21 protein-coding genes are annotated in these 26,467 nt (G+C 69.6%); 15 read left to right on the forward strand and 6 right to left on the reverse strand.

The features are described from left to right. Positions 1-143: 143 nt before the first annotated feature. Together DLJ58_RS14135 and DLJ58_RS14140 are read left to right on the forward strand one after the other, a co-directional pair. On the forward strand, positions 144-3,203 hold the full coding sequence (locus DLJ58_RS14135; protein WP_124856548.1) for a BPTD_3080 family restriction endonuclease: 3,060 nt from the start codon (positions 144-146) through the stop codon (positions 3,201-3,203). Positions 3,204-3,235: 32 nt separating this feature from the next. Continuing rightward, the gene (locus DLJ58_RS14140) at positions 3,236-5,890 is read left to right on the forward strand and encodes a site-specific DNA-methyltransferase (RefSeq protein WP_208741086.1); all 2,655 of its coding nucleotides are present in this window, start codon (positions 3,236-3,238) and stop codon (positions 5,888-5,890) included. On the opposite strand, the gene DLJ58_RS14145 is transcribed toward DLJ58_RS14140, so the two are convergent. After that, positions 5,878-7,023, reverse strand: coding sequence for a caspase family protein (locus DLJ58_RS14145; RefSeq protein ID WP_244218935.1), 1,146 nt, complete (start codon positions 7,021-7,023; stop codon positions 5,878-5,880). The genes DLJ58_RS14140 and DLJ58_RS14145 overlap by 13 nt on opposite strands. 8 nt (positions 7,024-7,031) lie before the next feature. After that, entirely contained in the window at positions 7,032-7,394 is a 363-nt protein-coding gene (locus tag DLJ58_RS14150) for an effector-associated constant component EACC1 (protein ID WP_124856554.1), read from the reverse strand. A 152-nt stretch (positions 7,395-7,546) separates the two neighbouring features. On the opposite strand from DLJ58_RS14150, the gene DLJ58_RS14155 reads away from it, so the two are divergent. The 7 genes from DLJ58_RS14155 to DLJ58_RS14190 all read left to right on the forward strand — a co-directional run bounded on the left by DLJ58_RS14155 (position 7,547) and on the right by DLJ58_RS14190 (position 14,559). After that, positions 7,547-8,758 (forward strand): helix-turn-helix domain-containing protein, encoded by a 1,212-nt coding sequence (locus DLJ58_RS14155; RefSeq protein ID WP_124856556.1) that lies wholly within the window; start codon positions 7,547-7,549, stop codon positions 8,756-8,758. Positions 8,759-9,170: 412 nt separating this feature from the next. Beyond that, positions 9,171-10,304, forward strand: coding sequence for a helix-turn-helix domain-containing protein (locus DLJ58_RS14160; RefSeq protein WP_244218932.1), 1,134 nt, complete (start codon positions 9,171-9,173; stop codon positions 10,302-10,304). Positions 10,305-10,528: 224 nt separating this feature from the next. Next, the gene (locus tag DLJ58_RS14170; protein ID WP_124856558.1) at positions 10,529-11,173 is read left to right on the forward strand and encodes a DNA-3-methyladenine glycosylase; all 645 of its coding nucleotides are present in this window, start codon (positions 10,529-10,531) and stop codon (positions 11,171-11,173) included. Positions 11,174-11,258: 85 nt separating this feature from the next. After that, entirely contained in the window at positions 11,259-12,344 is a 1,086-nt protein-coding gene (locus tag DLJ58_RS14175; RefSeq protein ID WP_124856560.1) for a WD40/YVTN/BNR-like repeat-containing protein, read from the forward strand. Between the two features lie 2 nt (positions 12,345-12,346). Next, positions 12,347-12,622, forward strand: coding sequence for a ubiquitin-like small modifier protein 1 (locus DLJ58_RS14180; RefSeq protein ID WP_112584619.1), 276 nt, complete (start codon positions 12,347-12,349; stop codon positions 12,620-12,622). 162 nt (positions 12,623-12,784) lie between these two features. Beyond that, entirely contained in the window at positions 12,785-13,927 is a 1,143-nt protein-coding gene (locus DLJ58_RS14185) for an LLM class flavin-dependent oxidoreductase (RefSeq protein ID WP_091402257.1), read from the forward strand. Next, the gene (locus DLJ58_RS14190; protein WP_124856562.1) at positions 13,924-14,559 is read left to right on the forward strand and encodes an FMN reductase; all 636 of its coding nucleotides are present in this window, start codon (positions 13,924-13,926) and stop codon (positions 14,557-14,559) included. Before DLJ58_RS14185 ends, DLJ58_RS14190 begins: the two co-directional genes overlap by 4 nt. Here the strand turns inward: DLJ58_RS14190 and DLJ58_RS14195 are convergent. The 3 genes from DLJ58_RS14195 to DLJ58_RS14205 all read right to left on the reverse strand — a co-directional run bounded on the left by DLJ58_RS14195 (position 14,552) and on the right by DLJ58_RS14205 (position 19,149). Then, positions 14,552-15,424, reverse strand: a complete 873-nt coding sequence (locus DLJ58_RS14195) for a universal stress protein (RefSeq protein WP_124856564.1) — start codon at positions 15,422-15,424, stop codon at positions 14,552-14,554. The two genes, DLJ58_RS14190 and DLJ58_RS14195, sit on opposite strands and share 8 nt — an antisense overlap. A gap of 168 nt (positions 15,425-15,592) precedes the next feature. Further along, positions 15,593-16,483 (reverse strand): universal stress protein, encoded by an 891-nt coding sequence (locus DLJ58_RS14200; protein WP_124856566.1) that lies wholly within the window; start codon positions 16,481-16,483, stop codon positions 15,593-15,595. 50 nt (positions 16,484-16,533) lie between these two features. Further along, complete coding sequence (locus DLJ58_RS14205) at positions 16,534-19,149, reverse strand: cation-translocating P-type ATPase (protein WP_244218933.1); 2,616 nt, start codon at positions 19,147-19,149, stop codon at positions 16,534-16,536. A gap of 175 nt (positions 19,150-19,324) precedes the next feature. On the opposite strand from DLJ58_RS14205, the gene DLJ58_RS14210 reads away from it, so the two are divergent. The 5 genes from DLJ58_RS14210 (at position 19,325) to DLJ58_RS14230 (ending at position 24,087) form a co-directional block, all read left to right on the forward strand. Further along, positions 19,325-19,828 carry an ArsR/SmtB family transcription factor gene (locus DLJ58_RS14210; RefSeq protein WP_244218934.1) on the forward strand — a complete coding sequence of 168 codons (504 nt, stop codon included), beginning with the start codon at positions 19,325-19,327 and terminating at the stop codon, positions 19,826-19,828. 52 nt (positions 19,829-19,880) lie between these two features. Beyond that, on the forward strand, positions 19,881-21,356 hold the full coding sequence (locus tag DLJ58_RS14215) for a serine hydrolase domain-containing protein (RefSeq protein ID WP_124856570.1): 1,476 nt from the start codon (positions 19,881-19,883) through the stop codon (positions 21,354-21,356). Between the two features lie 38 nt (positions 21,357-21,394). Further along, positions 21,395-21,895 (forward strand): GNAT family N-acetyltransferase, encoded by a 501-nt coding sequence (locus DLJ58_RS14220; RefSeq protein WP_124856572.1) that lies wholly within the window; start codon positions 21,395-21,397, stop codon positions 21,893-21,895. Between the two features lie 9 nt (positions 21,896-21,904). Continuing rightward, positions 21,905-22,546, forward strand: coding sequence for a hypothetical protein (locus tag DLJ58_RS14225; protein ID WP_124856574.1), 642 nt, complete (start codon positions 21,905-21,907; stop codon positions 22,544-22,546). 203 nt (positions 22,547-22,749) lie between these two features. After that, the gene (locus DLJ58_RS14230; RefSeq protein WP_124856576.1) at positions 22,750-24,087 is read left to right on the forward strand and encodes a hemolysin family protein; all 1,338 of its coding nucleotides are present in this window, start codon (positions 22,750-22,752) and stop codon (positions 24,085-24,087) included. 22 nt (positions 24,088-24,109) lie between these two features. Here the strand turns inward: DLJ58_RS14230 and DLJ58_RS14235 are convergent, their stop codons facing one another. Next, positions 24,110-24,499 carry a PaaI family thioesterase gene (locus tag DLJ58_RS14235; RefSeq protein WP_124856578.1) on the reverse strand — a complete coding sequence of 130 codons (390 nt, stop codon included), beginning with the start codon at positions 24,497-24,499 and terminating at the stop codon, positions 24,110-24,112. A gap of 100 nt (positions 24,500-24,599) precedes the next feature. On the opposite strand from DLJ58_RS14235, the gene tyrS reads away from it, so the two are divergent. After that, on the forward strand, positions 24,600-25,892 hold the full coding sequence (tyrS, locus tag DLJ58_RS14240; RefSeq protein ID WP_124856588.1) for a tyrosine--tRNA ligase: 1,293 nt from the start codon (positions 24,600-24,602) through the stop codon (positions 25,890-25,892). Positions 25,893-26,467 lie beyond the last annotated feature (575 nt).

Raw genomic sequence — 26,467 nt, forward strand, 5'->3', positions numbered from 1 at the left:
GGCGGGTTGGCGTTGTCGATTCTGGTTCCTTGACACTCCCCGCATGCCGATGTTGGGGACAGGTGCCGTGCCGAGAGTCCTTAACACCCGGTATAGGCTGTCGCTCTGTTCTGCAACATCGCACTCAACCGGGAGGTCTAGCGGTGAGCGACCGGGTCATCGACAACCCGATCATCAACTCACCGTACGGGCGGCCGGACCGGCATTTCGCCTTCGACCGTGACGGCATTACCGACCGGATTGAGGAGAAGCGGCGCCCGTCGAGTTTCTTCATTCCGGTGCCCCGGCCCCGCAAGCGGGGGCAGCAACTTGAGCTGCAGGTCTTCACCGAAGACGACATCAAGCCCAACAAGCAGGTCAACGACGTCCGTGAACGTGTCGACGCTTGGCGGGAGGCCGGCTGGCCCAACGTCACGCCGGTGACTCGGCGCCTGCTGGAGTACTGGAGCGATCCGGAGCGGGACAACAAAGTCTTGTTCTGCCAGCTTGAGGCTGTCGAGACGGCGATCTTCCTGGCCGAGGGCGCGACCAAGTGGCACGGAAGCTGGATCAACAACGATCTGGACGCGCACAACGCTGAGTACAACAACGGGATGCCGCGCGTCGCGTTGAAGATGGCGACCGGCACCGGTAAGACGGTCGTGATGGCCATGCTGATCGCCTGGCAGACGGTCAACAAGGTCCATGCACCGTATGACAAGACGTTCGCCAAGCGATTCCTGGTGGTGGCACCCGGCCTCACCATCCGCGACCGGTTGCGGGTTCTACTTCCCGAGGACACCGGGAACTACTACCGCGAGCGGGACCTGGTGCCGGTCGAATTCATCGACGACCTCGGCCAGGCAAAGATCGTTATCACCAACTTCCATGCCTTCCAACTCCGAGAGACCCGCTTCGGTCGCAACGCGACCGGGAACACGAAGCTCCTGGTCGCGCCTGGTCGACCCAATCCCTTCCAGGAGTCACCCGCGCAGATGGTCAGCCGGGTGCTCCGCGAGCTCGGCGGGTCTTCGGAGATCGTCGTCTTCAACGACGAGGCGCATCACTGCTACCGGGGACGGATCGGCGACCCGGAGCCGGACGCCGACACCGTCGAGAACCTGCGGGGCGAGGACCGTAAGGAAGCCGCCGACCGGGCAGAGGAGGCTCGGGTCTGGTTCAACGGGTTGGAGGCAATTCGGGCCAAGATCGGCATTAAGAAGGTGTACGACCTCTCCGCGACGCCGTTCTTCCTGTCCGGCTCCGGCTACCGCGAAGGCACGCTCTTTCCCTGGGTGGTCAGCGATTTCTCCCTGATCGACGCCATCGAGGCCGGCATCGTCAAGATTCCCCGGGTGCCGGTGGACGACGACCGGGTCGCCAACCGGGTGACGTACCTGAATCTGTGGCAAGAGGTGCGGGACGCTCTGCCCAAGGGCGGACGTAGGTCCAACCAGGGCTTCACCGCAATGGATCTGCCCGGCACGTTGACCGCCGCCCTGCACAGTCTCTACGGCTCCTACGTAAGGGCCTTCGAGGCTTGGGAGAAGTCAGCGGCGGCATCGCACGGGCAACCGCCGCCCGTGTTCATCGTCGTTTGCAGCAACACGACGATCTCGAAGGCGGTCTATGAGTGGATCGGCGGTTACGACCGTGAACAGGGTGGTGCCCTGCTACCGACGGCCGGACAGCTCTCCCTGTTCAGCAACGTGATCGACGGGCAGTGGCGGAATCGACCGAGGACGATCCTCGTCGACGCTGCGGAGTTCGAGTCCGGCAGCCTGTCACCGGAGTTCCGGCGCGCGGCGGACCGTGAGATCGCCGAGTTCAAGCAGGAGTACGCCGAGCGGTTCCCCGGTCGAACCGCCGACGACATCGGCGATGCGGAACTGATGCGAGAGGTGATGAACACCGTCGGGAAACCGGGAAAGCTCGGTGAACCCGTGCGGTGCGTCGTCAGCGTTTCCATGCTGACGGAGGGGTGGGACGCCAACACGGTCACCCACATCCTGGGAGTCCGAGCCTTCGGCACTCAACTGCTGTGCGAACAGGTGGTCGGCCGTGGCCTGCGGCGGCGCTCGTACGTCGCCGACGAGAACGGCATGTTCACTCCCGAATATGCGGATGTCTATGGGGTTCCGTTCCAGTTCATCCCCACTGTGGCCGTGACCCGCGAGCTTCCAATGAAGCCGGTTCGCAACGTGCGCGCCGAGCCGGACCGGGACGCGGGCAAGCTGGAGATCACCTTCCCTCGGGTGGTCGGCTACCACCTGGAGGTGCCGGACGAGCGGCTGGTTGCCGACTTCTCGGACCCAGGCCTGCGATTGACCCTGTCCCGAGCCGACCTGCCAACGAAGACCACGATGGCGGGACAGATCGGCGATGAGGAAGTCCATGACCTTGAAAGGTTGAAGCGCTACCGTGGACAGTTCGTGGCGTACCGGCTGGCCAGCGAGGTGCTCAAACGCAAGTTGCGTACCGATGAGGGTGATCTGCGGCCGTGGTACTTCCCGCAGGTACTGGAGATCGCCGAGGAGTGGCTGCGGCGCTGTGTCGACCTTCGTGACGACCAGGCGATCGGTCTCATCCTGCTGCGCGAGGCCGAGGCAGTGGAGAAAATCTGGCAGTCGATCGTTCGGCAGGGTGATCGGGAGCGGTGGGTGCTGCCGGTTCTGCGGACGACCGACCCGATCGGCACCACGTCCACGGTGGACTTCCGGACGATCAGGGAGGTCTGGCCGACGGACCCGAGGCGGTGTCAGGTCAACCTCGTGACGCTGGACGGCAAGGACGGCAACGCCTGGGAGCGGGCGGTGGCGCAGGCGATTGAGTCGTTACCCGAGGACCAGGTCGCCGCATACGTCCGCAACGATCACCTCGACTTCTTCATCCCGTACGAGCACGCCGGCCGGAGCCGGCGGTTCTACCCCGACTTCCTGTTGAAGTTGGCCGATGGCGGCGACGGGATCACCCGCACTCTGATCGTCGAGGTGTCCGGCGGCCGCAAGTCGCAGGCCGAGGCCGCGCAAAAGGCGTGGGCCGCCCGCAAACTCTGGGTGCCTGCGGTCAACAACAGCGGCACCTTCGGGCGCTGGAGCTTCTGCGAGCTCCATGACCCGACCACCGCCAAACGAGATCTTCGACCTGCTATCGATGCGCTGTTTGCCCTGCAAGGTGCCTCGGCGCTTACTGATGCCATGTCCGCCGAGGAGGAACTGGTCTGATGCCCCCGAGGAGTCGCAAGCCTGCCGCCGGCGTGCCCGTCCAAGCGATCGCGCACCCGACCGACCGGCGAGTGCATCTGCCGACCGCTGACGGCCAGGAGTTCGTCTCACCCGATGCTGCCCGGATCGAGCAGGTTGTCAAGAAGCGCGACTCAAGTCTGGACCCGCAGCTCGTCTGGATCGGCAAGGAGCAGCAAGACGCCGAAGATCTGGTGGTCGAGGCACCACCAATCTACATCCAGGAAAAGATCGCCCCGCGCACTCTGGTCGAGGAGGTGCGCAGGGCCAGCGAGAGTTCCCGCGATCGGGGGAACGAGCAGCTCGGCCTATTCGCTGACGACTACGCAGACTTCGACGGCTTGGACGACTGGCAGTCAGTCGAGTACTACCAGCACGAGGCCAACTGGTCGAACCGGATGATCCTCGGCGACTCGCTGCGCGTGATGGCCTCGCTCGCGGAGAAGGAACGGTTGCGCGGCAAGGTACAGATGATCTACATCGACCCGCCGTACGGCATCAAGTTCGGCTCCAACTGGCAAATGTCGGCGCGGAAGCGGGACGTCAAGGACGGCAACCTTGCCGACGTGACCCGTGAGGTTGAGCAGATCAAGGCTTTCCGGGACACCTGGGAGTTGGGGATCAACTCCTACCTGGCGTATCTGCGGGACCGGTTGCTGATCGCCGGCGACCTGCTCACGGAGTCCGGCAGCATCTTCGTCCAGATCGGCGACGAGAACGTCCACTTGGTCCGGTGCCTCCTGGACGAAATCTTTGGTTTAGACAACTTCGTTTCGCTGATTACATATAGCAAGACTGGTGGAGCAACCGCGGAGCTATTGCCTAATACCAGTGATTTCATCTTGTGGTACGCGAAAGACAAAAGCGTGGTGAAATACCGTCGGCCTTTTCAGGCTAAAGTCTTGCGAGGGGCTGGCGCTGACAAATACGACCGAGTTGAGCTGCCGAACGGACAGCGTCTTCCGTTGAGTGCTGACTCATTATCTACTGGCCGACCGTATCGGCTGGACAATTTAACGAGTCCCCGCGTACGTGAAGCGCGTACCGGATACTATCCAGTTGAAATCGACGGTAAGAGCTTTATTCCGAATTCGGGGGAGTGGAAGACTCACCGCGAAGGCATGCGAAAGCTCACCCTAGCCAAGCGGGTAGAAAGAACCGGGAATTCTCTTAGCTACGTCCGGTTCCTTGATGACTTCGCCGCCTTTCCGTTAAGCAACAACTGGAGTGACGTCGGAGGGGTCCAAAGTCGTGTGGACCCGAAGGTCTACGTCGTGCAGACCTCCGCTACTGCCGTCCAACGGTGCATGTTAATGGCAACCGACCCAGGAGACTTGGTGCTGGACCCGACCTGTGGATCCGGCACGACTGCGTATGTGGCTGAGCAGTGGGGGCGGCGGTGGATCACCATCGACACCTCCCGGGTCGCGATCACGCTCGCCCGGCAGCGGCTTATCGGCGCGAAGTACCCCGCCTACCTGCTGGCGGACTCCGTCGAGGGCCGGGCCAAGGAGCGGCAGCTGTCCGGCGCTGAACCGCCGCCCAGCGCCCCTGGTCAAGACATCCGAAAGGGCTTCGTCTACGAGCGCGTGCCGCACGTGACCCTCAAATCCATTGCCAACAACCCGGAGATCAAGGAGGGCATGACCCGCCAGGAGATCGACGCGGCGATTGCCCGGCACGCCGACACTGAGCTGCTGTACGACCGGCCGTACGAGGACAAGAAGCGCGTCCGCGTCGCCGGCAGGTTCACCGTCGAGAGCCTGTCACCGCACCGTCCAGCGACGTTCTCGGTGGGCGAGGAACAACCTAGCGGTACCGACGTCAACGCGTACCACAAGACGATCCTGGACAACCTCGCCAAGGCCGGCGTGCAGAACGGCTGGCGCAACGAACGGTTGGAGTTCGCGTCGCTGGCTCCGCACCCGGGGAAGCTCATTCACGCGGAAGCTGCCCGGCGTAACGACGACGGTACGTCGGCGCGGATCGCCGTGAGTGTCGGCCCGCAGTACGGCACGGTGGATGCCGACTGGGTCAAGGACGCGGCCCGAGAGGCGCTCCGGGGTGTCGGGTTCGACCTGCTGCTGGTGTGTGCGTTCAGCTTCGGCGGGCGTGCCAGCGAGGCTGCTGGCGAGTTCGCGCCGGAGGGCGACGACTTCGCCACCGTTGCGGAGCAGCGTCAGCTCGGCCGGCTTCCCGTGCTGCTGGTTCGAATGAACGCGGACCTGGCGATGGGCGACACTTTGTTGAAGAAGACCGGGACGGCAAACCTCTTCATGGTCTTCGGTGAGCCGGACATCGCCATCGACCCAGCACCGGATGGGCTCGTGGTCGAGGTCCGTGGCGTCGACGTCTACAACCCCACCACGGGTGAGCTGCGGCCGGATAACGGGGTTGAAGACATTGCTCTGTGGATGATCGACACTGACTACAACGGGGAAGAGTTTTTCGTCCGCCACATCTACTTCGCAGGCCGTGAGGGTAAGCCGGACGGGCTGGATCCGTACGAGCGGCTACGAAAGGCACTCCGGGCGCAAATCGACGAGTCGGCCTGGGCCAGCCTCTACGGGCACCGGTCCCGCGCGTTCCCCCGACCCGAGTCCGGGAAGATCGCGGTGAAGGTGGTCAATCACTACGGCGACGAGGTGGTCAAGGTCTACGAGGTCTGAGCTGGCAGGTGGTAGCCGTATGCTGCCAACCGATCGCGGGCAATTTCGATCTCCTCATCGGTGAACAGCCCAGCGAAGCGGTCCTGTAGAACCACCGCTTCCACGGCAAGATCAAGTCGGCCCTTCTCCCACAGCGTGGTGAAGCCGCTGGACACCGAGCTTGCCCTGATTAACCGCCGGGCCGCTTCCAGCCCGCCTACCTCCTGCACCATCTTCAGGAAGTAGGCGGCGTTGTAGTTCAGCTCTTTCTTGGCCTTGCGGTAACCCTCCAGCATGGCGGCGTGGAACTCGGCGGCGACCTTCGGATCCTGCTCCTGGGTGACTCGCCGGGATGGCACCGTTGCACTTCGACGCGAGTCTGACGCCTGCCTCGGCTTGGCAGCCGGTGAAGTCGCTGGGCGATAGGCGCGATTGCGGGTCAGGGCGATGTGGTCGGCCAGATCAGTGCCGAGACGCTGCGGACGCGGCATGCCGCTCGCTAGCAGCGCCCGGGTCAGCGCGGGGTAGATCTCGCCGAGCGTCAGCAGCCGCCCTCCACCTGGGACGCCCTGCCGCAGCGTGTTCAACAATTCGCCGGTGAAGGCCGTGAACTGCGCACCGACCGGTGCGACCGCTGTCTGGTGTGCAGGTGCGGAGGCCAAGGTGTACGTGCCACGGATGTCGAGCTTTCCACTGACCGCCGAGGCGGTACCAGACATCGCCTGTGCGGCGTGCCCGGAAAAACAACAATCCAGGATCAGGATTCGGTTATGCGCAGGGCTGTCGGCGAGCGCGGACCGGAACCATTCCATCGGCACACCTGAGTAGTGCACCCGTCGCGAGTCGGGATCGGTGCCTTCGATGGCCAAAAACAGGTCACCACGCTGACTGAGGACCCCGTGGCCTGCGTAGTACAACACGAGCGTGTCCAATGCCTCGTCCACGACAGCATGGAGCTGGTCTCCGATCTGCTGCGTCGTTGGGTCCGTCAGCATTCGACAACCCGATTGATCGAAGCCGCCAAGAGTCGGATCGGTGAGCGCTTCGGCCAACGCCTGCACGTTGTTGACCACTGCTGGAAGATCGTGCAGGTCCTGGTTGGAGAACCGTGACGACCCTATGAGTAGCGCCCGCGACGTCTGTCGTTCCGGCATCCTCGCGCTCACGGCAGCGTCCGCTCCGAGACTAGTGAGTCGTACAACTCCTTGACCGAGGCTTCGTTACGGGCTTCGACCTCTACCCTCCGAAGGGTTTCGCCCGTTTCGTTGACGACGAACTCCACGCTGATCCGAGCGCGCCGCGTCTGCAGCCACGTCGTCAGGGCGCCGGCCAGAACGGCAGCCGCGCCACCGCTGCTCAGCGCCACGGAGACGATCTCCACGGCGCCGCCCATCTCGTGCGGGCCGGGTTGGCGAGGCAGCGTCCGTACTCTCCCGCGGAGTTCGTCGGTGCGCTGAAGCCAACTGAACAGGGAATGTAAATCACTCGGGCTGCCGTCGAGTAGCGACACGTTGATCAATGCCATGACGCCATTATCCATTAGCGAGCAACGTCAGCTTACGCACGTGGCCGACCGTTCGGTCTTTGTCTAGCTGATCGACTCACAACTCTTCCCGCCGATGAGGCTCGCGCGTACGGTGAGGTACACGATGTACCCCAGTAGGTGAGGTGTCGTTCGTGACCAGTCAGCAGCAGCCCACGCCAGGCCAGCGTGTCGAGCGTCTACGTCGAGCCGCCGGGCTGTCCCGGGAACGTCTAGCCAACTTGAGCGGGCTTTCGGCGACTACCGTGAAGTTCATCGAGAACGGCCGTCGGTCATTGACCCTGCGGGCCGCACAGCAGTTGGCGCCGCAACTCGGGGTCCGGGATCTCGGCGATCTGTTCGGTCCATCTGTGTCGTTGTCTCTCGACGGTCGAGCCAGCCATCCCGCTGTCCACGAGGTTCGACGTGCGTTGACCGCCTGGCACATCGTCCTCGACGGCGAACCGGAAAGCATTGACTACCTTCGCGGCGCGATCGACTCCGCCTGGCAGACCTGGCACACTTCTCGACACCAGCGGACGGCGGCGGGGGATGTCCTGCCCGGCCTGCTTGACACCACCCAGCGGGCCGCTCGGCTGCACTCGGGCGACGAGCGGCGGGCGAGCCTCGCCCTGCTCGCGCAGGCCTATCACCTTGCGCAGGCGTACCTCGCTTGGCATGGCGACCGCGAACTGGTTTGGTTGACCGTCGATCGCGGGATGGCCGCTGCCCTGGATGCGGACGACCCGCTGGCCATCGCGCAGGCGAGTTGGTACGCCGCGCATCTGCTGCGTGCGGTCGGCCGGGGTGACGAGGCGTTGGAGCGGCTTCGTGAGGCGCGCGGGCTGATCGAGCCCCGCGTTGCGGAGGGCGGTACAGAATGGGCTGAGATGCTGGCCGACCTGCATCTCTGTGCTGCGCTCACCCGCGCCCGCACCGGCGACCAAGGCGCCTGGTCGGATTGGGACGCCGCGCGGTTGGTCGTAGACCGGGCCCTGCCCGACGGCTTTGTGGGTCTGCGGACCCGGGTGTCGCGGCCCCTGGTTGATGTGTACGCGATCATGTGCGCAGTGGATCTCGGTGACCCTGACGAGGCGCAGCGCCGTGCCCACACCCTTGACCCGGCGACGATCCCGTCGACCGAGCGCCGCGGAAGGCACTATGTGGAACTGGCCCGTTCGGCGGACCTGGAGGGTGCCCGGGAAGCGACGTTGCACTTGCTCGGACGAGCCGATGCAACGTCGCCGGAGACAGTCCGCTTCTCGCCTGCTGCCCAGGAGATGGTCACCCGGCTATGCCATGAAGCGCCGGCGGCGATACGCGGCGAGGCGCTCGACCTCGCACGTCGAATTGGCACGACTGACTAGGTACACCTGGTCACCGGGTACGCCGCGTACCCCATCCCCTCAGCATGGTTGCTTAGCGTACTCGGACAGTGGCGTTAGGGAGTTCCTGGTCAGGGCGGCTGTGTCCTCCAATCGAGCCACGAGCACGCAGTGGCGGATCGCCCCCGGGAGTCGGCCGGGCGGTCTGCCGCCGCTTCCGATGGCGAGGGAGTTGGTATGAGCGGCCAGGAAGGCACCGGTACACCCAGTAGGGGTGACCACATTGAGGCTGTAGAACGGGGGGCGGCGAGAGGCCGATTGCTCGCTCAGGCCGAGGCCCAGCGGATTCCGGTAGAGGAGACGACTCGGGCTGTGCCGGACCGGCGGTGGCGTCGTGGGCAGTGAGTTTTTGCCCATCGGTCGACGTGTGGCGTACTGGCGAGGTAGGCGCCGAATGTCCCAGCAGGTCTTCGCCGACCGGGTGGGTAAGTCGAAGAGTTGGGTGGACAAGATCGAGCGTGGCGCCCGGTCGCTCAACAAGATCTCCACCATCGCTGACATCGCCGCTATCCTCCGGATTGACCCGGCGATCCTGCTCGATCGCGACACTCAACCCTCTGACACAGGTGAGCGGGCCTACGGCGTGGAGCGGGTCCGGGCGGCGCTATCGACGTACGAGATGGCTCTGGACCGGCGGGTGCCGGGCCGGGACGTGCTTCCGGCGGCGCAACTCGCAGCCAGCGTCGAGCATGCCTGGACCACCTATCAGCACGCGCGGTACCCGCAGTTGATCGAAGGGTTGCCGGACCTGGTGGTCGCGGTGCAGCGCGGCTACGTCCGAGAGCCCAGGGCGATGCGGGTGTCGCTGGTGGAGATGTACCGGGTGACCGCATCACTATTAGTGAAACTGGGTGAGACCGAACTGGCGTGGCTCGCTGCCGACCGAGCGATGACGATTGCTACCGGCGACGCGGTCCTGGTGGCAGCCGCGGCGGTGCAGCTCGGACAGGTGATGCGCGCCGGCCGGGCACGTTCGGCGGTGCCGATCATGCTGGCTGCCGCGTACCGCGTCGCCCCGCCGGACCTTGAGGGTGGCCCGGCGGCGCAGCTGTCGCTCTGCGGCACGCTGCTCGTGCAGGCCGCTCTCGCGGCGGCCCAGCACGGTGACGAGAAGGCCACGGCGCGCCTGATCGACGAGGCAGTGGAGCTGGCGGCGCGGGTGGGCGACGGCCACGACTATCACCGAACCGGGTTCGGACCCACCGCCAGCGCAGCGGCGCGGATGCTGGTGGCGTTGGAGCTGGGCGATACAGGTGAGGCGCTGGCCTGGCACGAGAAGACGGTCGGTAGTGTTGGCTGGCGGTGGCTGCCGGCTGAACACCGCGCAGCCCACCTGGTCGACGCCGCCCGCGCCCACCTCCAGGCAGACGAGCCGGCCGCCGCCGGGAAGCTCCTGCTGGAGGCCGCACCGGCCGAGGTACGGTACCGGCCCGTCGCCCGCGATGTGCTTGCCCAGGTGATGCGGAGCCCAGACGCGCCGAGCGCGATCATTCCACTCGCCGTTGCACTCCAGGTGCCGGTGGGATGACCGCACCGTTTCTGTCTCTGGCTCAGATCCTCAACCGGCTGGCCCTAACGGCCCGTTGGACTCTCCGCGACCACCGTCCCGCCCTCGACGGCACCTGTGCGTTGTGCCATTCACCCGACTGCCCGCCCGCTATTGCCGCCCGCGACGTGCTCGAAACGATCCGGCAGCTGCGCTGGCGCGACACTCCGTAACTGAGACGCCGAACGCCTGGGTACCGTTAGATCGTGCAGATCACGCCGGATGACACCCCCACTGCCGAGGCGGGTTTGGGGGCGCTGGCGGACCTGCTCGCCGGCCCGCTGCTGCCGGCGGCGCGCGGGCTCCTGGGCTGCCGGTTGCACGTCGGCGGGGTCACCGCCCGGATCACCGAGGTCGAGGCGTACGCGGGAAGTGGCGGCGATCCCGCCTCGCACGCCCACCGGGGCCGCACCCCGCGCAACGCCGTGATGTTCGGCCCCGCCGGGTACGCCTACGTCTACTTCACCTACGGGATGCACTGGTGCATGAACGTGGTCACCGGGGTCGAGGGGGAGGCCTCCGCCGTGCTGCTGCGTGCCGGTGAGGTGGTCGACGGGCTGGCCACGGCACGGGAGCGCCGGCCGGCCATCCGGCGGGACCTGGACCTGGCCCGCGGGCCGGCCCGGCTCTGCTCCGCGCTCGGCGTCGACCGCGAGGCGTACGGGGCGTACCTGCTCGGCGACGGGCCGGTCCGGCTGCGGCCCCCGGCCCGGCCGGTGCCGCCGGAGGCGGTGGTGGCGGGTCCCCGGGTCGGCGTGACCGGTGCCCACGACCTGCCCTGGCGGTTCTGGCTCGACGGCGATCCCACGGTCAGCGCGTACCGCCGGCACGTGCCCCGCATCCGGCGCTGAGCGCCCCCGGCGTGTGGGCGGCGGAGGTTGTCGGGGGGTGTGGCCATAATCACCGGACCTGCTCACCGACGGTTCGGAGGACGTCATGGCAACACTGCTCGCGATCGGCACAGCCAAGGGATTGTTTCTCGCCACCAGCACCGACGGCCGGCGCAGTTGGGAGATCACCGGTCCGCACTTTCCGATGACCGGTGTCTACGCGGTGGCGGTCGACACCCGTCGTTCCACCCCGCGGCTGCTCGCCGGCATGACCAGCTCACACTTCGGCCCCAGCGTCGCCACCAGCGACGACCTCGGCGCTTCCTGGGACGAGCCCGACGAGGCGCCGGTCGCGTTTCCGGCCGACACCGGCGTCTCCCTCGGCCGTGTCTGGCAGTTGATGCCGGCCGGCCCCGACGAGCCGGACGTCATCTGGGCCGGCACCGAGCCCTCGGCGTTGTTCAAGTCCACCGACGGTGGCCGCAGCTTCGAGCTGGTCCGTTCCCTCTGGGACCACCCGCACCGCCCGCAGTGGGAGGCCGGCTTCGGTGGTCAGGCAGTGCACACCGTGCTGCCCCATCCGCGTGACCCGGCTCGGCTGCTGGTCGCCATGTCCACCGGCGGGGTCTACCGCTCGGAGGACGCCGGGGCGAGTTGGGCACCGGGCAACACCGGCATCCGTGCCTACTTCATGCCGGACGAGTGGCCGGAGTTCGGCCAGTGCGTGCACAAGGTCGCCCGGGACGCCGGCAATCCCGAGCGGCTGTACGCGCAGAACCACCACGGCGTCTACCGCTCCGATGACGACGGCCGCACCTGGTCCTCGATCGCCGATGGGCTGCCCAGCGACTTCGGCTTCCCGATGGTGGCCCACCCGGGGCGCGGGGGCGTGGTGTGGACCTTCCCGTTGGTGGCCGACGGCGAGCGGTTCCCGACCGACCACCGCTGCCGGGTGTTCCGCTCCGCCGACGCCGGCGGCAAGTGGGAGCCGCTGTCGGTGGGGCTGCCCGAGGGCCCGTTCTATCCGGCGGTGCTGCGGGACGCGATGTGCGCCGACGACGCCACCCCGGGCGGCGTCTACTTCGGCACCCGCTCCGGCTCGGTCTTCGCCAGCCGCGACGAGGGTGACTCCTGGTCGACTGTCGCGGCGCACCTGCCCGACGTGCTCTGCGTTCGCGCAGCGGAGGTCTGAGCGTGGTCACCGTGCTGCTGCCCGGCCCGCTGCGCGGCGAGGCCGGGGGCGCGAGTCGGCTGAACGTCACCGCTGCCGGGACGCTGCGGGCGGTCCTCGACGAGATGGCGGTCGCGCACCCCCGGCTGGCCCGGCGCATCCGCGACGAGCGTGGCGAGCTGCGCCGCTACGTCAACGTCTTCGTCGACGGGGAAGACTGCCGGCATTCCGGCGGTCTGGCCACCCCGGTCAAGGACGGCGCGGAGGTGCAGGTGCTGCCCTCGGTGGCGGGCGGCTGACCGGGTCGACACCGAGGGCAGTCTCGGACCGGATGTCCGGCTACGGGGGTGACCGGCGCCACTGCGGGGCGTCCCGCCGGTGGAATAGTTGCGTCGTCAAATAAGTTGTGAGCTGCGTCCGGGTACCACGACGGCACCCGGTTGACACGCGAGGAGCTGGTCATGCAGTTCGGAATCTTCACCGTCGGTGACGTCACGGTCGATCCGACCACCGGTCGGGAGCCGACCGAGCATGAGCGGATCAAGGCGATGGTCGCGATCGCGTTGAAGGCCGAGGAGGTCGGTCTGGACGTCTTCGCCACCGGCGAGCACCACAACCCGCCGTTCGTGCCGTCGTCGCCGACCACCATGCTCGGCTACATCGCGGCGCGTACCGAGCGGCTGCTGCTGTCCACCGCCACCACGCTGATCACGACCAACGATCCGGTGAAGATCGCCGAGGACTACGCGATGCTCCAGCACCTGTCCGACGGCCGGGTGGACCTCATGATGGGCCGCGGCAACACCGGCCCGGTCTACCCGTGGTTCGGCAAGGACATCCGCGCCGGCATCCCCCTGGCCATCGAGAACTACGACCTGCTGCACCGGCTGTGGCGCGAGGACGTGGTCGACTGGAAGGGCAAGTACCGCACCCCGTTGCAGTCGTTCACCTCGACGCCGCGCCCGCTCGACGGCGTGCCCCCGTTCGTCTGGCACGGCTCGATCCGCAGCCCGGAGATCGCCGAGCAGGCCGCGTACTACGGCGACGGCTTCTTCGCCAACCACATCTTCTGGCCCAAGGAGCACACCCAGCGGATGATCGCGCTCTACCGCCAGCGGTACGCGCACTACGGCCACGGCTCCGCCGACCAGGCCATCGTCGGCCTCGGTGGGCAGGTGTTCATGCGCCGCAACTCGCAGGACGCGGTCCGGGAGTTCCGGCCCTACTTCGACAACGCCCCGGTCTACGGGCACGGGCCGTCGCTGGAGGAGTTCACCCGGGAGACCCCGCTGACCGTGGGCAGCCCGCAGCAGGTCATCGACCGCACGCTCGGCTTCCGCGAGTACGTCGGTGACTACCAGCGGCAGCTGTTCCTGATGGACCACGCCGGGTTGCCGCTGAAGACCGTGCTGGAGCAGCTCGACCTGCTCGGCGAGGAGGTCGTGCCGGTGCTGCGCAAGGAGTTCGCCGCGCTGCGCCCGGCGCACGTGCCGGCGGCGCCGACGCACGCCTCGCTGGTCGCCGCCGCGGGCGGTGCCAAGGACAGCACCGTGCACGCCGTCGACGACGTGACCGGCAAGGCGCCGGAGGGGGCGACCCGATGACCCGCCGCACCCTGGCAGTCGTCTCGGCGGGGCTGAGTCAGCCCTCGTCGACCCGGCTGCTCGCCGACCAGCTCGCCGCGGCCACCCGCGACGAGTTGGTCCGGCGGGGCTCCGAAGTGGAGCTGCACGTCGTCGACCTGCGCGAGTACGCCCACGACGTGGTGAACAACATGCTCACCGGGTTCGCGCCGGCAGCGCTGCGCGAGGTCATCGACACGGTGACCGGGGCGGACGGGCTCATCGCCGTCACCCCGATCTTCAGCGCCTCGTACAACGGGCTGTTCAAGTCCTTCTTCGACGTGTTGGATTCCGAGTCGCTGGTCGACCGCCCGGTGCTGATCGGCGCGACCGGCGGCACCGCCCGGCACTCGTTGGCACTGGAGCACGCCGTCCGCCCGATGTTCGCCTACCTTCGGTCGGTGGTCGTCCCGACCGCCGTCTTCGCCGCCCCGGAGGACTGGTCCGACGGCACCGCCGATGGCGCGTTGCGGGCTCGGATCCGACGTTCGGCCGGGGAGTTGGCCGACCAGATCGAGCGCCGGCCACCGGCCACCGGGCCGGCCGACCCGTTCGCCCTCACCACCGACTTCCTGCAGATGCTCGGCCGAGGTGACGACGCGCCGGTCAGCTGACCGGGTGGGCGACCAGCACCGGGCAGTGCGCGTGCTGGATCGCCGCCTGACTGACCGACCCGAGCAGCAGACCGGCGAACCCGGCCCGGCCCCGGGTGCCCACGACCAGCAGCGACGCCGTGCCGCTGGCCTCGATGAGCCCCTGGGCCGCGCCGGTCGCCCGGACCGGATGCTCGCGGACCACAAGGTCGGGGTGTTCGGCGCGCACCACGGCGGAGGCGTCGGCCAGGAGTCGCACCACCTCGGCCTGGTACGCGGCCTGCGACTCCTCGATGTCCTCCGGCACCGCCCGGTCCCCGTCCGAAGGACCGACGTGCACCAGCACCAGCGGCACGTCCCGCAGCGCCGCCTCGTCGGCGCCCAGACCCACGGCAAGTCGGGACGACTCGGACCCGTCCACGCCCACCATCACCGGACCGTCCACCGGAATCGGTTGCTCGTCCGGGCGGACCACCAGCACCGGGCAGTGCGCGTGCGCGGCCACCTGCGTGCCGACCGAGCCGAGTAGCAGCCCGGTGAACCCGCCCAGGCCACGGCTGCCCACCACGACCAGATCCGCCCGGCGGGACTCCTCGATCATGGTGGCCCCCGGGCCCCCGAGGACCTGACGCACCTCGACGGCGAGGCCGGGCCACCGGCCGGTCAGCTCGGCCGCCGTGCGCTCCAACATCTGCTGGGCCTCCTCCGACGGCGCCGGCACCCCGAGGTCGTACGGGTTGAATGGCACGCCGTAGCCGGACGGATGGAGATAGCCGTGCACCAGGAGCAGCGGTCGGGAGCGGAGCACGGCGGCCCGCGCCGCGTGTTCGGCGGCGACGAGGCTGGACGGCGATCCGTCCACGCCCACCACGACAGGTCGGTTCATCGGCGCTCCCTGGGTCGGTCAGGTCATTGTCGGCGGTTCGCAGCCGTCACGGCGCCGAACGCGCCGGCACCGGCCGACCGAACGCGCCGGCCAGGCGTTGTGACGTGACAGCGAACGCGGTCCGCGCCGGCCGTGGGGGGAACGGCCGGCGCGGAGGGGGAGGAGGTGTCAGTGCTTGCGATCCTCGCGGCGGTGCCGCACGACCACCACCGGGCTGTGCGAGTGATGTAGCACCGTGTGACTCACCGAGCCGAGCAGCATGCCGGCCAGCGCGCCACGGCCGCGTGCACCGACCACGGTGAGCTGCGCCGCGGCCGACTCCTCCACGAGCATCCGCGCTGGGGCGCCGTACGCCACGCGGCGCCGTACCGGCACGTCGGGGTAACGCTCGGACCAGCCCGCGATCGCCTCGGCGAGCACCCGCTCCTCCTCGGCGGCGAGCGCTTCCACGTCGTAGGCCACCGGCAGGAGGTCGCTCGGCGCGACCGGGATGATCCAGGCGTGCACGGCCACCAGTTCGGTGTCCCGCAGCGAGGCTTCCTCGAAGGCGAACCCCAGAGCCTGGGCGGACAGGGCCGAGCCGTCGACTCCGACCAGGACGGGCCCGTCGGCGCGGGCCTCACCCTTGACGACGAGCACCGGGCAGTCGGCGTGGGCGGAGACCTGCACCGCCACCGAGCCGATCAGCAGCCCGCCGAAGCCGCCCAGGCCCCGGCTGCCGAGCACCAGCAGGGCCGCGTCCCGCGCCTCGGCCAGCAGCACCGGCGCGGCCGCGCCCTCGACGACCGCGCCGGTGACGGCGACCTCCGGTGCGACCTTGCCGGCCTCGGTCACCGCCTCGGCGACCAACTGCTCCGCCTGGTGCCGGAACCCGGCGTTGACGGGAGCGCCCGGCGCCGGTGTCAACGACACGCCGTAGAGCGACCAGATGAACGCGTGCACCACCCGCAGCGGGCGGCCGCGCGTCGCGGCCTCCCGGGCGGCGAGCCGCACCGCCTCCAGCGCCGATGTCGAGCCGTCCACAGCCACCACCACGGGGGCACCGGATCTGTTGGTCATCACGTCCTCCTTAGTTCCGTCTTCATCCTCCTGCGGTGCGGGCCGGACGGTCAGGGGCGGAAGGTAAGTAACCGGGGGCCATTGGTCCCGTCGACCCGGTCGCTCGGCGGTGTCGGACGGCGACGGGTCAGCCGCAGCACCAACCCGGGCAGGGCGCTGACCACCGCGCAGGCCAGCAGCACGGTCGGTGCCAGGGGGTCGGTGCCGAGCAGGTCCCGCAGCGGGGCGAACAGCACCCCGCCGACCTGCAGCAGTGCCGACACTGCGACCGCGACGAGGAGGCCGGGGTTGCCGCGCCGCGCGCCCGCTGGCCGGGGTGCCCGGACGGCCAGTGCCACGCCGAGCTGGGCCAGCCCGAGCACCACGAAGACCACCGACTGCCAGGGCAGTTCCCGGGCGGCGGCGACCACACCGGCGCCGAGCACCACGGCGGCGATCAGCGCGCCGGTGACCAGGACGTCCCGACCGAGCCCGGCGCCGAGCACCGACTCCTGGGGCGAGCGGGGCGTCCGGCGCAGGGTGCCGGGTTCGGCCGGCTCGGCACCGAGGGCCACCCCGGGCACGCCGTGGGTCAGCAGGTTGATCCAGAGGATCTGTGCGGGCAACAGTGGTACGGCCAGCCCGAACAGCGGGCCGATGAGCATCACCAGGATTTCGGCCACCCCGCCGGAGAGGGCGTACCGCAGGAACCGGCGGATGTTGTCGTAGATGCGGCGGCCCTCACCGATGGCGGCGGCCACTGTGGACAGGTCGTCGTCGACGAGGACCAGGTCGGCGGCCTGCCGGGCGACCTCGGTGCCGCCACCCATCGCCACCCCGATGTCGGCGCGGCGCAGCGCCGGCGCGTCGTTGACTCCGTCGCCGGTCATCGCGACCACGTGACCGCGGGCCTGCAGGTCCGCGATGATGTCGAGCTTCTGTTCCGGCTGGGTCCGGGCGAAGACCCGGGTGTCCGGGTGTGCCGTCGAGTCGTCGTCGCCGCGGGCGAGAGGATCACCGTCCTGCCAGAGGCCGAGCTGGGAGCCGATCGCGGCGGCGGTGGCCGGGTGATCGCCGGTGATCAGCAACAGCCGTACCCCGGCGGCGTCGAGACTCTGGGCGATCTCGGGGGCGCCGTCGCGCAGCGGGTCACCGACGGCGACCAGACCGAGCGGGCGCAGGCCGGTCGGCGCGGCAGGGTCCGGCGACGTGTCCGCCAGGGCGGCGGCGACGGCGAGCACCCGCAGGCCCTCCCCGGCGAGCCGGTGGGCGGTGCGGGTCAGCGCGGCGATCTCGTCGTCGGTGGCGTCGAGCAGGGGCGTCGTGAGGACGCTCTCCGGGGCGCCCTTGCACACCACGAGATAGCGCTGGTCGCAGGAGCGGTGCACGGTGACCATCCGCCGTTGGGCCTGGTCGAATGGGTGCTCGGCGACCCGTGGCCAGGCGGCGCGAGTGTTCTGCGGGTCGAGGCCGCACCGGGCCGCGAAGGCCACGAGCGCCGCTTCGAGCGGATCCCCCACGGCACCCCAGTCGCGTCGTTCCTCGTCCGGGGGTGACAGGGCGGCGTCGTTGCAGAGCAGCCCGGCCCGCGCCAGCCGGCGGAGTTCCTCCGGTACGGGCACCGGCGCGCCATCCTGGTGTACGGCGCCGTGCGGGGCGTACCCACTGCCGGTGACCTCGTACCGCGCCCCGTCGGTGGTGGCGACGTGCTGTACCGCCATGCGCCCCTCCGTGAGGGTGCCGGTCTTGTCGGAGGCGATCACGGTCACCGAGCCGAGCGTCTCCACCGCGTGCAGCCGACGCGGGATGGCGCGCGCGGTGGCCATCCGGCGCGCGCCCAGCGCCAGCGCCAGGGTCACCACCGCCGGCAGCGACTCGGGTACCGCCGCGACGACCAGGCTCACCGCCGTGATGGCCATGTCGACCACCGGCCGACCGCTGATCAACCCGATCGCGAAGACAAGCCCTGACAGCGCGACCGCGACCAACCCGAGCGTGCGGCCCAGGGCGGAGAGCCGGCGCTGCAGGGGAGTGGCGGCGGGCCGGGTGCCCGCCACCAGGGTGCTGATCCGACCCAACGCGCTCGCCGGCCCCGTCCGGATCACCGTGCCGTCCGCGCGTCCGGTGGTGACCACCGTCCCAGCCAGCGCCTCCTGACCGATGGTCCGCCCCACCGGTACCGACTCACCACTCAACGCGGATTCATCCAGTTGCAGCCGGTTCGCCTCGACCAGCAGCAGGTCGGCCGGCACGATGTCGCCGGCCTCGATCCGGACGAGGTCGCCCTGAACCAGGTCGGCGGCGGGGACGGCCAGGTCCCGGCCGTCACGGACCACCCGGGCGGTGGGGGCGGCGAGTTGGCCGAGCGCCGCGATGGCGCGGTCCGCGCGGATCTCCTGCACCACCCCGATGATCGTGTTCACCAGCACGACCAGGACGATCACCGCGGTGTCCGGGTAGTCGCCGAGCACCGTGGTCACCACCGCGGCGGCGAGCAGCAGGGCCACCAGTGGGTCGGTGAGCTGGTTCAGCACCCGTACGGCCGCATGCCGGCGCGGCGGCGGCGCCACCGCGTTGGGTCCGTTCGCCCGTAACCGGGCGGCGGCCTCTGCCGCATCGAGGCCGACCGCTACGGGCACATCGATCGTGCCCTCCAGCGTCCGGCCCGGACCGCCGGTCTTCACCACCACTGACCTCCCCGTCCAGCGCGGCGCGTCACCGGCACGCCGTCCGTCCCACCATCCCGCTGCATGATCACGCCGGGCAGAGGCGTTGCGCCCGAGAGGCTCGGGACCAAAGCCCCGCTCTGGACGCCCCAGACACCGGGTTGTACGTAAATACGTTTGTGCGTAGTATCGACGTATGACCACCATGGAATCGCGGCTCGCCGCGCTGGAGACCCAGGTCGCCGCGTTGAGCGAGCGCCTGACGGCGACGCCACCAGCGCCGCCCGCATCCGAGGGCACGTTCTGGGCACTCGACGGCCTCAAACAGCGGCTGCCGCCCGACGGCACCGGCGCGGTCCTCTACACCGGCACCGTCCGCGTCGCCGGCCAGCACTACGACTGGCAGTACGGCCGCACGGTCGACGACGTGCTCGCCGCCGACTGGACGGAACTGGCCAGCACGCTCTCCGCGTTGGCCCACCCGGTGCGGCTGCGGCTGCTCCGCGAGATCCTCGACGGCCGGCAGAGCACCAGCGAGCTGGCCGAGATCGAGGAGCTGGGCACGACCGGCCAACTGCATCACCACCTGCGCCAGATCACTGCCGCCGGTTGGCTGCGCAGCACCGGCCGAGGCCGGTACGCGGTCCCCGCCGAACGCGTGGTGCCCCTGCTGGCCATCCTCACCGCCGCCGGCCGCTGACCCACGCCCGCAGCACCGACCGCCCCCACGACAAACAGCAGGGAGAAGCACCATGCGCCGGACGACCGTGATCACCATCGTCGTCGCGCTGATCGCCGGCCTCGCCGGAATCGCGCTCATGCCCCGGGTGGCCCGCCTCGGCGCGCAGACCACCGGCGATGCCGACCTGGCCGGCGCCGCACGCGCGGCCGTACGCGACCCGTCGGGGCACCGCGGCCTCGCCGTCGCACTGGTCGAGAACGGCCGGATCCGCACCGCCGGCCTGGGTGACCGGGACCGGACCGGCCAGCCCGTCGAGCCCGGCACCTCGTTCGAGATCGGCTCGGTCACCAAGGCGCTCACCGGCATGCTCCTCGCCGACCAGGCCGCCGCCGGCGTCGTCCGCCCCGACGACCCTCTCGGCGCCACCTGGCCCACGGTCACCGGCCCCGCCCGCGACGTGACGCTCGCCGAATTGGCCAGCCACCGCGCCGGCCTGCCCCGGCTCGCCCCCGACGGCATCCTGGGCTGGGCACGCATCCTCTGGTCCAACGTGTCCGGCGGCAACCCGTACGGCGGGCAGGACATCGACGCCATCCGCAGCGCCGCCGACCGGGTCACCCCCGACGGCGACGAGCGCGGCGAGGTCCACTACTCCAACCTCGGGCCGTCCGTGCTCGGCCACGCGATCGCGGCGAAAGCCGGCGTCGCGTACGCCGATCTGCTGCGGGCGCGGCTGCTCCAACCGCTCGGCATGAACGCCACAGTGATCGCCACCCACGCCGACGACCTGCCGTCCGGCCGCGCCCATGGCGGCCGGGCCTCCGGCCGGCCCCTCGACACCTGGTCGGGAGTCGGGTACGCCCCGGCCGGCGTCGGCCCCTGGTCCACCGCCGAGGACCTGGGCCGGCTGGCCGCCGCGACCCTCGCCGGCACCGCGCCCGGCGCCGACGCCACCAACGCCCGCTTCCGTGAGGACCAGAACACCCGCATCGGGTACGGCTGGTTCACCAGCCGGCACGGCGACCACGAGGTGGTCTGGCACAACGGCGCGACCGGCGGGTTCGGGTCCTACATCGGCCTCGAACGGGCCACCGGCAGGGCGGTGGTGGTGCTCGGCAACACCGACAAGGGCGTCGAGTCGATCGGGCTGCGACTGCTCGGCGTACCGGAGAGGGAGGCGGCGGAGGCGGCACCGGCGGCTCCCGTCTGGATCGGCGCCGGTCTCGCAGTGGCGTTCACCTTCCTCGGCGGCCTGTCCCTGCTCGGCACCGCCCGCCGCCGCGAACTGGACCGGGTGACCCTGGTGGCGGCGGTGGTGTGGGCGTTCGCCTACCTCGGGTTGGCGCACCGGATGGGCGACTGGTCGGTGGTGCCGGTCTGGCTCTGGCCGCTCGGGGCCGGTCTGTCCGCGGCGGGAGCGACCCTGGCCGTGACCCGGTGGTCGGCCCTGCCGGTGGTCGACGCGCGGGTGCCGTGGCGTCGCCTGCTGTCGGTGGCCAGCTCCCTGCTTGCCGCCGTGCTGGCGGTCGCCGCCGTGAGCGACTGAGCGAGCCGCGCGGGCCCGCCGTTGCGTACCCTCGGCCGATGACGTCTGATCTGCGGCTGCGCCCGGTCCTGGAGGACGACCTCGTCGAGTTCTTCCTGCACCAGCAGGACCCGGAGGCCAACCGGATGGCCGCGTTCGGCCCCAAGGACCCGTCCGACCGTCGGGAGTTCGCCGCACACTGGGCCCGGGTGCTCACCAACCCGGCGAACCTGGTCCGCACCGTCGAGGTCGACGGCGAGGTGGTCGGCTACGTGAGCGCCTTCCCGGTCGAGGGGCAGACCGAGGTCAGCTACTGGATCGACCCGGAGCGCTGGGGTCGGGGCCACGCCACGGCGGCCCTGGCCGCCCTGCTGCGCGAGCTGCCCCGGCCGGTGCACGCCCGCGCCGCCAAGGACAACACCGCTTCCCTCGCGGTGCTCCGCAAGTGCGGGTTCGTGGTGGTCGGTGAGGACTCGGGGTACGCCAACGGCCGCGGCGCAGACGTCGAGGAGTGGCTGCTCGAGCTGCCCGCCGACGGCCCTGACCAGGGCGGGCACTAGTCTCGCGGCGTGAACTGGTTGGATCTCGTCGGCTGGGCCGGCTCCGCGGTGCTGGTCTGGTCGCTGCTGCAGTCGCGCGTCCTGCGGTTGCGGGCGCTCAACCTCGTCGGCTGTTTCGTGCTGATCGGCTACAACGCCGCGATCGAGGTCTGGCCGATGGTCGGGCTCAACATCGTGCTCGCGGTGATCAACATCTGGTACCTGCGCGGGATGCTCGCCACCCGGCACGACGAAAAGACCTACCAGGTGGTCGAGGTCGGTGTCGACGACCAGTTCCTCGCGCACACGCTGCGGGTGCACGCCGCCGACATCGCCCGGTTCAACCCCGGCTTCCACTGGGACCCGGACGCGTCGGGGCGCTCGGCGTTCCTCGTGGTCACGGCCGACGAGGTGGTCGGCGTGGTGCTGTCGCACGCCGAGGCGCCCGGCGTCGCCCAGATCGACCTGGACTACGTGACCCCGAAGTTCCGTGACTTCACCCCGGGCGAGTTCGTCTACCGGCGCAGCCACCTGTTCACCGAACGGGGTTTCCACCGGGTGGTCAGCCCGCCCCGCATGGTGGCCCCCTACTACCACCGGCTCGGCTTCCGGCCGGAGGGCGACTCGTACGTCCTCGACCTGCCGGGGTCACCGACGCCCCAGTCGGCGTAACTCACGGTCGCTCCAGTCGGCGTAGCGTCGCCGACGCCCCAGCCGGCGTAGCGTCACCGACGCCCGATTCGGCGTAGCCTCGCCCGGGCAGGATTCGGCCGGCGCCGGACGGGGCAAAGACACGCCTACGCCGGGCGGGCTCGCCGACCGGCGGGTGCCGCGCGTAGCGGCCGGTGCCACCACCACGAGGGAGCGAACCGGGCGTGCAGAGCTACGGGAGCCAACTGGCCCTGGTCGGAGTCCTGGTCGTGATCAACGCGCTCTTCGCGGGCAGCGAGATGGCGTTGGTGTCGCTGCGAGACAGCCAGATCCAGCGGCTGGAGCGCACCAGCCGGGCCGGGCGGGTGCTGGCCCGGCTCGCCAAGGACCCGAACCGCTTCCTGGCCACCATCCAGATCGGCATCACCCTCGCCGGGTTCCTGGCCTCCGCCGCCGCGGCGGTCTCGCTGGCAAAACCCCTGGTGCCGCTGCTCGGGGTGTTCGGCAGCGCCGCCGAGACGGTGGCGATCGTGGCGGTCACCCTCGCGCTGACCTTCGTCACCCTGGTCTTCGGCGAGCTGGCGCCCAAGCGGATCGCCATGCAGTCCGCCGAGCGGTGGGCGCTGCTGGTGGCCCGCCCACTCGATGTGCTCGCCAGCCTCACCCGGCCGGCCGTCTGGGCGCTCGGCGCCACCAGCGACGTGGTGGTCCGCCTGGTCGGGCTCAACCCCAAACACGAGCCGGAGGAGATCGGCCCGGACGAGCTGCGCGACATCGTCGCCGGCAACCACGGCTTCACCAAGGAGCAGCGCACCATCATCGCGGGTGCCGTGGAGATCGCCGACCGGCGGTTGCGGGCTGTGCTCGTACCCCGGTTGCAGGTCTTCACGCTCGACAGCGGGACCACCGCGGAGGCCGCGCGGCTCGTGCTGGCCGCCACCGGGCACTCCCGGGCTCCGGTCGTGCGCCACGGCGGCCTGGACGACACGGCCGGAGTGATCCACCTGCGTGATCTGGTGGGTGTGCCCGACGACCGCCCGGTCGACGAGATCGCCCGACCGCCGATGCTGCTGCCCGACTCGCTGCCGGTGGTGGAGGCGCTGCGCCAGTTCAAGGCCGAGCGTCAGCACATCGCGCTCGTCGTGGACGAGCGCGGCGCCGTCGACGGCATCGTGACGCTGGAGGACATCCTGGAGGAGATCGTCGGCGAGATCTACGACGAGACCGACCGGGATGTGCGCTCGGTGCGGCGCGACCCCGACGGTGCGCTGCTGCTGCCCGGCACTTTCCCGGTGCACGACCTGCCCGACATCGGCGTGGAGCTGCCGTCGCGCCCGGACGGCGACTACACCACCGTCGCCGGGCTGGTGCTGGCCCGGCTCGGGCACATCCCCACCGTCGCCGGCGAGGACGTCACGCTGGACGGCTGGGTGCTGATGGTGGCCGGCATCGACCACCGGGCGATCACCGAGGTACGGCTCAGCCGCGTACCCGATGAGGCCGACGCCGACGCCGATAGCGACCAGCCCACGGCGCCGATGCTGGACGAGGCCCGCAGTTGACCCGTCCGGCGAATGCCGTCGCTCAGGCGGGCGAGAGGTTCTGCAGCCGGACCTGACCACGGGCGACCAGCCGCTCGTCGGCGTCGGTGATCTCCACCTGCCAGAGCTGCTGGCTGCGGCCCCGGTGCACCGGGGTACCGACCGCCCTCAGCTCGCCATCCCGGACGGCCCGCAGGAAGTCGGTCTGGTTCGACACGCCGACCACCGTGCCCCGGTCGGCCAGCCAGAGGGCGCCGCCCACGCTGGCCGCGGACTCCACGACCGAGCAGTACACCCCGCCGTGCTGGATGCCGAACGGCTGGTGCAGCTCCGGGCGGACCTGCCAGCTGATGACCACCCGGTCGGCGCTGGCCTCCTCGAACTTGAGGCCGAGCAGGGCGACGAAACCGCCCGTCAGATCCGGAATCTCCATGGCAAAGCCCTCCTCGATCAACGAGGCGCAAGCCTAGCGGGGCCGGGTTGCGCCAAACCCGGTACGGGTTGGTGCCGGCGATGGGGGAGAATCGGTGACCGTGACCGACAGCAGCCCTCCGCCGTCCGGGCGGGACTCCCTGACCGATGACCTGCTCTGGCGTGGCCTGATCCAGGACTCGACCGGCCTCGACGAGCTGCGCGAGCTGCTCGACGGTGGAGCGGCCGCCACGTACTACGTGGGCTTCGACCCCACCGCGGCGAGCCTGCACGTCGGCAACCTCATGCAGGTCCTCATGGCCCGCCGGCTGCAACTCGCCGGCCACCGCCCGTTGCTGCTGGTCGGCGGGGCCACCGGGCAGATCGGCGACCCGAAGGAGAGCGCCGAGCGGTCGCTCAACCCGCCCGAGGTGATCGCCGGCTGGGTCGAGCGGATCCGCGAGCAGCTCGCGCCGTTCGTGTCGTACACCGGCGACAACGCGGCGCAGTTGGTCAACAACCTGGACTGGACCGGCCAGATGTCGATCGTCGAGTTTCTCCGCGACGTGGGCAAACACTTCCCGGTGAACAAGATGCTCGCGCGGGAGGTGGTGCGCGCCCGCCTGGAGACCGGCATCAGCTTCACCGAGTTCAGCTACCAGCTGTTGCAGGCCAACGACTTCTTCGAGCTGCACCGCCGGCACGGCTGCCAGCTCCAGTTCGGCGGCTCCGACCAGTGGGGCAACATCACCGCCGGCGTCGACTACGTCCGCCGACGGGGCGCCGGGCCGGTACAGGCGTTCACCACGCCGCTCGTCACCAAGTCCGACGGGACGAAGTTCGGCAAGAGCGAGGGCGGTGCCGTCTGGCTCGACCCCACGATGACCAGCCCGTACGCGTTCTACCAGTTCTGGCTCAACGTCGAGGACCAGGAGGTCGACCGCTACCTGCGGTACTTCAGCTTCCGGACCCGCGACGAGCTGGAGGAGCTGGCAAAGGCGACAGCCGAACGACCGGCGGCCCGGTTGGCGCAGCGGGCGCTCGCCGAGGAGCTGACCACCCTGGTGCACGGTGCCGACGAGACCCGACAGGCGATCGCCGCCAGCCAGGCGCTCTTCGGCCGCGGATCGTTGGACGAGCTGGCGCCGGAGACCCTGCGCGCGGCCCTGACCGAGGCAGGACTCGTACGCCTCACCGGCGAATTGCCGGATGTGGCGGGTCTGCTGCGGGACTCCGGTCTGGTGAGTGGCCTAAAGGAGGCTCGGCGGGTGATCGCCGAAGGCGGCGCCTACGTGAACAACAACCGGGTGACCGAGGTGGACGCGAGGGTGTCGCCGGCCGACCTGCTGCATGGGCAATACCTGGTGCTGCGCCGCGGGAAGCGCTCGTTCGCGGGCGTTGAGCTGGGCGAATAGCCACCTGTCGACGATGTGACGGGGGACGCGTCCGGCGGATTTGACGATCATCCCGCCGGACGCGTAACTTTCTCTCTGCCAGCGCGGAACGGACGAAACAGGCGAAAGCCTGGAGCGGCCGGAGCGCCGGCCAACGGCCAGGGGGTCGGGTGGGCACGCCCACCGGAGCCCCAACCGGTAGGTGCCGCCAGAAACGCCGCGAGGCGGATTTGGCGCCGCGAAACCGACCGGGTATGGTTACGAACCGGCAGGGCACCGGGCGGGTCGCGAGAAATCGCGACGGCCGGCCTGCCGAATCGATGACGAGAGCGGCGAAAGCCGGTTGCGACATGGTGCCCGCGTTATCGGGTTGAAGCATGACGAACCGCGAAATATCGGTTTGACAGGGCGGAAACGAGCGGGTAACGTAGTAAAAGTGCCTGGCGCTGATAGCGCTGGACATGGTACGGAAAAGCCCCGGTTGGGGTTCCACTGTGGTGGGGCTTCTGGTCGGTGTGTGGTTGTTCTTTGAGAACTCAACAGGGTGCTTGTAAAGCCAGTGCCAATTATGATTTATACCCCGGACTGGTCAAGCT

The organism is Micromonospora arida, assembly GCF_003857035.1.
Lineage (GTDB): Bacteria > Actinomycetota > Actinomycetes > Mycobacteriales > Micromonosporaceae > Micromonospora > Micromonospora arida.